This window comes from Rhodococcus sp. LB1, assembly GCF_001583455.1.
In the GTDB taxonomy this organism is placed as follows: domain Bacteria; phylum Actinomycetota; class Actinomycetes; order Mycobacteriales; family Mycobacteriaceae; genus Rhodococcus_F; species Rhodococcus_F opacus.
Genome location: NZ_LTCZ01000390.1, coordinates 42784 through 50397, shown reverse-complemented (window position 1 = coordinate 50397; position 7614 = coordinate 42784). Strand labels below are relative to the sequence as shown.

Annotated in this window: 6 protein-coding genes and 1 pseudogene; 3 read left to right on the top strand and 4 right to left on the bottom strand. The window is 63.4% G+C overall.

The annotated features are described in order from the left end of the window. The 4 genes and pseudogenes from AZG88_RS37080 to AZG88_RS50960 all read right to left on the bottom strand — a co-directional run. Nucleotides 1–233 (bottom strand): annotated as a pseudogene (locus AZG88_RS37080) (hypothetical protein); the annotation flags it as partial. 1703 nt (nucleotides 234–1936) lie between these two features. Further along, nucleotides 1937–2383: a hypothetical protein gene (locus AZG88_RS52225; RefSeq protein ID WP_143548673.1), complete on the bottom strand. Its 447-nt coding sequence runs from the start codon at nucleotides 2381–2383 to the stop codon at nucleotides 1937–1939. A 240-nt stretch (nucleotides 2384–2623) separates the two neighbouring features. After that, nucleotides 2624–3109 carry a hypothetical protein gene (locus AZG88_RS52220; protein ID WP_143548674.1) on the bottom strand — a complete coding sequence of 162 codons (486 nt, stop codon included), beginning with the start codon at nucleotides 3107–3109 and terminating at the stop codon, nucleotides 2624–2626. 77 nt (nucleotides 3110–3186) lie between these two features. Further along, nucleotides 3187–4260 carry an LGFP repeat-containing protein gene (locus AZG88_RS50960; RefSeq protein WP_156517717.1) on the bottom strand — a complete coding sequence of 358 codons (1074 nt, stop codon included), beginning with the start codon at nucleotides 4258–4260 and terminating at the stop codon, nucleotides 3187–3189. Here AZG88_RS50960 and AZG88_RS37070 point away from each other — a divergent pair. From AZG88_RS37070 to AZG88_RS37060, 3 genes are all read left to right on the top strand, one after another. Further along, on the top strand, nucleotides 4252–5031 hold the full coding sequence (locus AZG88_RS37070; RefSeq protein WP_231914326.1) for a recombinase family protein: 780 nt from the start codon (nucleotides 4252–4254) through the stop codon (nucleotides 5029–5031). The two genes, AZG88_RS50960 and AZG88_RS37070, sit on opposite strands and share 9 nt — an antisense overlap. A gap of 79 nt (nucleotides 5032–5110) precedes the next feature. Continuing rightward, nucleotides 5111–5338 (top strand): FitA-like ribbon-helix-helix domain-containing protein, encoded by a 228-nt coding sequence (locus AZG88_RS37065; RefSeq protein WP_061040581.1) that lies wholly within the window; start codon nucleotides 5111–5113, stop codon nucleotides 5336–5338. Next, nucleotides 5335–5754 carry a type II toxin-antitoxin system VapC family toxin gene (locus AZG88_RS37060; RefSeq protein ID WP_061040576.1) on the top strand — a complete coding sequence of 140 codons (420 nt, stop codon included), beginning with the start codon at nucleotides 5335–5337 and terminating at the stop codon, nucleotides 5752–5754. Before AZG88_RS37065 ends, AZG88_RS37060 begins: the two co-directional genes overlap by 4 nt. Nucleotides 5755–7614 lie beyond the last annotated feature (1860 nt).

The window sequence follows — 7614 nt, the reverse complement described above, 5'->3', positions numbered from 1 at the left end:
CGTTCAGCGACGGACAACACCTGCACGGTTACCGACATCTGGAAGTTGTTCTGGTGGGGGCACAGCACCAGCAGCATGGCCCCGTTGCCGGCGCTGGGTTGGTCGGCCTGGGCTCGCTCCAGGAGTGCGAGTTCGACGTCCGGATCTCCGAGGCCGCCGTCGAGACAGAACTGGCCGTAGTCCATCGCCACGGTCATCTGTGTTTCGCTGACCGGCAGGGTGCGCTCCTCCATGCCCGTGATCCTGTCACGACGGCCGGACACAGCAGTCTCAACTCAAGCGAGAAGGTCGCTGGTGATCCCAGCTACGGATCGGTAGCCGGTCGTCGAACCGCAGGCAGAAGCCTTCAGTTGTTCGTTGCGCTTCGCGGGGTGTCACGGGTTGCTGCACGCGCTGAGGGGTGATGTGCCGCGAGGGCGAGCAGGCCAGCCATGGCCGAAGATCAGCCCGAACTGTAGGGTCTCGCGGACGGTGAAATTTCGACGACCTGCGCATTCATCGTGGGTCTCACGATATGGCCGCCACGATTTGTCTCAATTTGGTGGTCGCAGGCTTGGATGATGGATTTGGACTGTCTCGCCGCTGGCAAGGGTTACGGCGACGTGCAGTTTCTCTCTCGAGCGCGCGCGGAGCACCGCAAAGACGACTCCGTCGTCGGCTCCGACACCTCCGGTGTCTGTATCGATCGACGACCTCACTTCGAACTGAGACACGCCTTCGGCAGCAATTCCGGCCAGCGCCATCCATCCGAACTCTGGTGGTTCCCTCCCGACGGACGGATCGCCGGATTGATGGACGTTCAACCGCTCCAAGTACGAAGCCCGAAACGAGCGACCGAATCCAACGCGGGGATTGGGTACCCCGAGGATGACGGATGCCTTCGGTGAATCGCCGCCTGGCTGAACAAGAACCGCCCAACGGGTCGTGTCCGCGGCGAATACGACGGCGAAATCGGAGTCGCGCTCGATCAGCCGGACTGGACCGAATCGCGCTCCGGCCGTGGTGCGGTGCATCAATGGGACCGCTTCACCCGAAAGCCTCACCGCTGGGTGGGTTCGTAGGGCTTCGTCGATTCTGTCGCGAACCGGCAACAACGTGCTCCCCGGTTCGTCATCCGGTGTGTTCGACGATATTCGGATGCTCATGGACCCTCCAGACCGTGCCCTGAAACCCCGATAGTCAGCAGTACACGGTAAGTGGAAGGCCGCCAGCTCTTGGCGATCTGTCATCGTTTCGAGACCCGCGTGGGGTCGAATCCAATCCCACACGTTGCTGAGCGTCCTAGAGACGGAACCCTCACCGGCTCGTCCCGAGAGCCGGCCGTTGACCGGAACTCGCTGACCAGCGCCGTTCCAGTAGCCCCGTCCGGTGATGTTTTTGCTTTCGGGGCGTCAATCGGGACACCCCGAACGATCTGGATCACGCCGAAGGTGGGCGAGTCTCACCACGGTGGCGGATCCGCCACCGGCCCGCCACTCGCCGTGAGATTCCGCCACCGCATTCGAGATCCGCCACGCCGCCACGTCGAATGCAATCTCACCCAATTGGCCAACTGGCCATTGAGTGGCCATCCCAGATGAGATTTGGCCACGAGTCTCGAGACCTACACCGGTGACGCGACCGAACGCAGTCGTCTGTCAGCTGGGGATCCGCCTGCCCGGCGGCCTGGCCACCTTCGGTGTCCCCCAAGAGGATGCTCCGTGTAGGGTCTCGCTGCCGGTGGCATTTTGAGACGCTGCGACCTGCAGACTTGTCGCTTGCCTCACGGCATGACTACTGCAAATCTGTCTCAATTTCCTGGCATTTCTTCAGCGATCAGGAAGCGGCGGTGCCGATGCCCTGCCGCGACGGGCGATCAGCACGCCCTGCCGGCCATGTCAGGAGTGGTTGTCTATCCCGGAGGCGGATCCTGACCGGTTACCTGGTAGCGTGCCGATTACCCGCAATTGGAAAGCATCCTTATTGTTTCGAGTCTTAAATCGCTTCCAACACGCGTGATTAGATCCATATCTGCGGCGGCAAGAATTGTATCTTGCGAATCAACGCCGCTCGCAATTACCCAGTTTCTACTCTGTGGCCATAAGTAGTTAAATCTCGTTACGGGCAACTCCACCGGATGCTCCACCCATTTAAGTGGGAGGAAAAGGTCGTAGTCAACAATTGAAATGCGCGGGTAGTCTTCCGCAGGGAACTGGGCGGAAATATCGGCATTCCCTTCCCATGAGAGCGCAAGGCAATTGGTGAAGTCGAGGTGGTCGCGAATGATCTCGACCACGTCCATGGGCGCAGCGCCGGTTGTAGGCGCCCTGTCGTATATCTCGCCTTTTCGGTATTTCGCTAAAGTTGGGTTGGCGATCTCACCGAATCCGACCCGCGGTGTCATGTGTATTCCAGATGACTCCGAGATTTTCCGCCATGACACAGATCGATTCCCTCGGTAAGCGGGGTGAAGTATCCGAAGTTCGTGGCGCAGATCTTCAACATGCCAGGCGGGAAGGCCTTCGTGAACATCCGGGTACCTCAAGGTTGAGGCGAACTCGTAGTCGAAGCTTCTGGGGTTGGGACTCCAGTGCCATGGCGCAGTAGGGGAAATTTCCATCGTGGAATCCTTCGCTCGGCTTCCTCATTGACTATATGCCCAAGATGCGGCCACTTTTTCTTCTCCCGGTACGATCCACATGGCCTGGATCGTTACATACTCCGTGGTTACTCCTGAAACATCTATGCGGATGCGGTCTTGCTCTTTCCCAAGCGTGCAGTCGGCGGAGCGCTCCTCCAATTCCCTCGACCTGCATTTATAGATTTCGTCAGGATTGTCACTGGGAATCCCATCTGCATTCACGGAACGAAAGCCGTGGATACGTACAGAGAGGGGTTCAAACGATGTCGTGATAAATATAGACTTCGGGGGCGGATGAAATCTCTCCCACTGCATTGTCGTTGGTAAGTCTTCCGTTAGTTTCGGATCCACCGCGTCCCACATTGTGCCAACTAGCTGGAGTTCATCATTTTCTTCTGTCGTCGCCTGAGGGACGCCAACAAAGGCTGCCGGAGGAACTTTGCGAAATTCCAACGGCATGGTGACCTCGGCAGAGGTCGAGGCCACCACGGCCGTTGATGCGGACGGAGCCTCGCTTGTCGCTCCGCACCCTGTGATACCCCCGTTCATGAGGAGCGCGGCAGACGCTACTGCGGCCAGCCTGGTTGTTCGCATTGGATCTCCGATGGGGTCTCGTAGCTGGCGAGGGCATGGTAGGGATCAGGATCACCAGGGATCGTCAGGGTCCCAAATGCGTCGATGGCGTACCGAAACCAGCTACCGCGGTCGCACCATGCAGCGTAGGTTCCATCCACGGACTCCGTAACCGTCGGACCCAAATGGAAGTCCTCCTCTTGACCTGTGTCCTTATTGATGTTCGGCTTCTTTGGCCATATTCCGCCCCAGCGCAGATGCGTCATTTCCGCTTCGACTTCGATAGTTGGAGTGGTCGGTAGGTAGTAGCAGTACGCGCGAACATTGGCATGAATTTGATTCTTGAAGCCGACAGAGGCGTGAGGATGGTCGACAGCCGTGTCGCACAGAGCAGAAGGGGCGAACGGCGCTGTTTGGGGAGCCCCACCTGCAGCCTGCCGGAAAGTCAGAGGACTGGGATCTGTTTGATACGCATCCAGCCGTCCGTTCTGGAAGTCTTGGGCACGACCAGAATTGAATGCATACTCGTCGCCCACTGGGTAGCCGAATTGTCCGGCTTCGTAACCTAAGGATGACCAGTATTCGAGTATTTTTCCGGTGACAGGGTGGGCGCTGGTCGCGGGCGACCAATAGATGACGCCACGTTCAAAACGGTTCATCCGACCCGCTCCACCGGGAAGAATGATCTCATCGGTTGTGGGGTATCCAAGGAGACTGCCATTCTGCTCCGAGCCAACGGTGTTCCACTTGTCCTTGATCGCGCCGCCAATGACGTGAGCACCGGGAACAACGTTCCAGTAGATGTCCGCTCCCTGGAAGTGCTGGCGTCGGCCGACGCCGTCCGGATTCAAAATTGCGTCTGTGGTTGGGTATTTGATGAACCCGCCTTCGTAGCCGTAGTTGCCCCATTTTGCGCCCCCTACCGAGAACCCAAACTCGACGATTATTCCGGGCAAGATGCGCTCCGACCGGCAGGAGCTTCCCGAGGGTTTCACCACACCACCGAACGGCCCGGGTTGCAGGCGCTGCTCGGCTACGCCCGCACAGGTGATGTGATCGTGGTGCATACCCTCGACCGGCTCGGTCGGACCGTCCGCGACACCCTGAACCTGATCCACGACCTGCACGAGCGCGGCGTCGGATTCCGGAACCTGGCGGACCCGATCCGGATCGACTCCACCAATCCGGACGACCCGATGGGGCAGCTGGCGGTGATACTGCTGGCGCTGTTCGGGCAGATGGAACGCACCTACGCGGTCGAACGGGCCGCCCACGCCCGCACGGTGGCCACCGAGAAAGGCCGCCGCACCGGTCGGCCCAGCGTGGTCACCGACGCCCAACTCGCCTACGCCACCCAACTACGGGACGGCGGCGCCACCATCGCCGAAATCACTGACAAGACCGGGCTCACCCGCTCCACCCTCTACCGACACCTCCCGTCACGTCCGCCAGAGACACTCACCGCCAGCACCGCCACGGTCGAAGAAGGACCTTCGCAGTCAGCTGTTCCGGCGGCGACATCACCCACCCCCGGACCGTCGGCCTGCCCGACCTGCGGATATCAACCCACCACGCGCCGAGACCTCGTCCCGCATCGCGCCGATCTCGCCACCATCTGGCTGCACCTCGACGGCGGCGGCCACCTGCGGCAGGCGCGGCACTGCGCCCGCTGCCAGCCGCACAGCCACGTCCTGGTGATCAGTTGCAGCCGATGCGGCGACGGCCCGTTACTCACCGGATCGACCGGTGACGACCTGCCCCCGCAGGCCCTGACCTGGCTCGAAGGCCACGGATGGACCACCACCCCGAAGCTCGTCTGCGACGCTCACGATCGGTGACACGCAATCGCCCATTCCAGGGCGCCGTCCTCCGACACCCTCGGGTGATATCATTAGTGTGATATCGGAGGTGGTCACGGTGGAACAGATCCTGATCCGCAACCTTCCCGCGGGAACCAAGGCTGCCCTGCGGGCGCGTGCTGAGCAGCATCACCGGTCAGTCGAGGCGGAGGTACGCGAAATCCTCGGCGAGGTCCTCGAGCGGGAGCCGGTCACGCTCGTCGACCTGTTGAGCACCGATGAGGGTGCCGACATCGAGTTCGAGCCCGAGCGCCTCGGTTTGACCGCCCGAACTGCTGAGTTGTGAAGTACGTCCTGGACACCAATGTCGTGTCCGCGCTGCGGGTTCGGGGCCGTAACCGGTCGGTCGAGGTCTGGGCGGCGTCGGTGCCGGTGGCCGACCAGTTCGTGACGGCCATGACCATTGCCGAGATCGAGCGGGGCGTGGTCGCCAAGGAGCGATCCGACCCGAAGCAGGGAGGGGTCCTGCGCCGGTGGTTCGACGAGCGGGTCCTGCCAGCCTTCGCTGACCGTGTGTTGCCGTTCGATCTGCCGGCCGCACGGGTGCTGGCCACCTACCGGGTGCCCGAGCATGCGCCGTTCGACGACGCTCTTATCGCCGCTGTCGCCCAGGCCGCCGAGATGACCGTGGCGACGCGCAACACCAAGCACTTCGACCCCCTCGGTGTCCGATGTGTCAACCCGTGGGAACCGAATCCCTGAAGGTCCGACTTCGGTGTAAACGCCCGTCGACCGGGCGATAACTCGAGTGCGGTCAATGAGGCTCGCTGAGCTGTCCGGTACGGCCGGCCTCGCTCGGTGGACGAATCGGGATGCCGTATTGCTTCGCGATCCGGCTCATCCGCGGCACGCTGCGCCCCACCTCGTGCCCGAGTTCCCGCAGCGTTCGCCGCTGATTGACGTACTGGTCGTGGAACCATGCCGGATCGACCGGCGGGCCTCCGGCGGTCGGCGTGATGCCGTGATGTCGTGATGTCGTGATGTCGTGCCAGTCGCCCGGCCACCTTCCTGCTGACGCCGATCATCACGGCGATCTCGGCGAGGGTACGGCGTTGGCCGCAGTAGAGGTCGACGAACTGTGCCCGGCTCACCGCGTCTTCGGCGGCACTACGGGCTGCGCATCGTCCGAACCGCTCGGCGGCAATGGGCGATGCGGGAGCGGGATGGTTTTCGAGGAGGTGGCGGATCACGTCAATGGTGGTACCCAATTGCCGCGCGATCTCCGACAACGCGGGGTGTTCGTGGCGGGTCAGGTCATGGAGGGCGGCGAGGTCCACGGCGCCCGGATCGGGTCCGGGTAGGTCGATCCCGTCGAGCAGATGTGGTGGTGGATGCCAAGACACAGGTTCCTCGCCCAGTCCGTGGTCGTCGAGGAACTGTCGGGCCGCCGCAGCGAGTAACGCGGCCAGGGCGGGGGTGAGTGCGCGCGGGAACTCGGCCCGTTTCGCGCGGACGTCGTAATCGTCTGCGAGGAATGGGGACTGGGACGCGGGGAGCCCGCTGAGTCGTTCGAATAGCAGGCAGCGGGCGAAGTCCGCCTTCTGGCCGGCACCGGGCGGTGTTCCGGTCCGGCGGCAGATCTGCTTCCACAGGTCGTCGGGCAGCAGTGCGCCATAGTCCAGGCGGCGGCGCCGGTCGTAATTGATCGGTGGCGGCTCCGCGGCGAGGTGGTCCGCCAGCCGGGTCAACGCGATCAGGCTGTCGTCCCACCGAGAAGAGCTCCGCAGGCATGCCAGCGTGCGGGTGACCCCGTCCGCTCGGACAGCCGAACCCAGGCGGTCGGCGGCCTCACCGAGCCTGACTGCGGTGCCCACCAGCATCAGAGCTACCGACAGGGCCGGTCGGACCTGCGCCGGACTGCACGGGGCCACGGTGAACCGCAGTGACCATTCCGGCCAGAGCAGGGTCGGGATGCGGCGGGCAGCAGCGTCTACCGCGACAGCACTCGTCGACGGGTAGCTCGGGAGGGCGGCGGCGCTGCGGTACCGCAACTGATCGACGGCGCGGACGAACAGCGGCCGCAACGCGGCGAGCTGGATGGCCGCCAGCGTCGTACTGGTGGCGCTGCCCCAGTCGCACATGGTTCCGGCGGCGACAGGCCGCCCCAGACTCCGACCGCCGTGCACCAGCCACCGCAACGCCTCGCCGGCACCGGCAATGTCTGGCCGATCCAGCACCGTCATGGCCGTGGTCACCGCGACGGCGGTTGCGATCGCCCCACCGGCCCTCGACAGCTCCGATCCGCCCAATGCCGGTGCTTCCGACGCGGAGGAGGAGCGAACTCGGGCCAGCGCGTCGGCGAGGTCGGCGGGAACCCGATCGGCGATCTCCTCGATGCTGCCGTAGACGAGGACGCGGGAGGCGATGGCGTGCAGATCGGCCAGCACCACGCGGGCTCCGACGGGGCGGTCGGCGTACACACCGAAGGTGCCTCGACTGGCGGTGAGGACATCGAGCACGCGTTGCTGGGCCCGGATCGCCGGGTGATCCGGGCGCAACCGCATCACCGGTGCCGAGGTCAGGTATGCACCGCACCGGGCGAGCCCACGCGGCGCAGCGGTG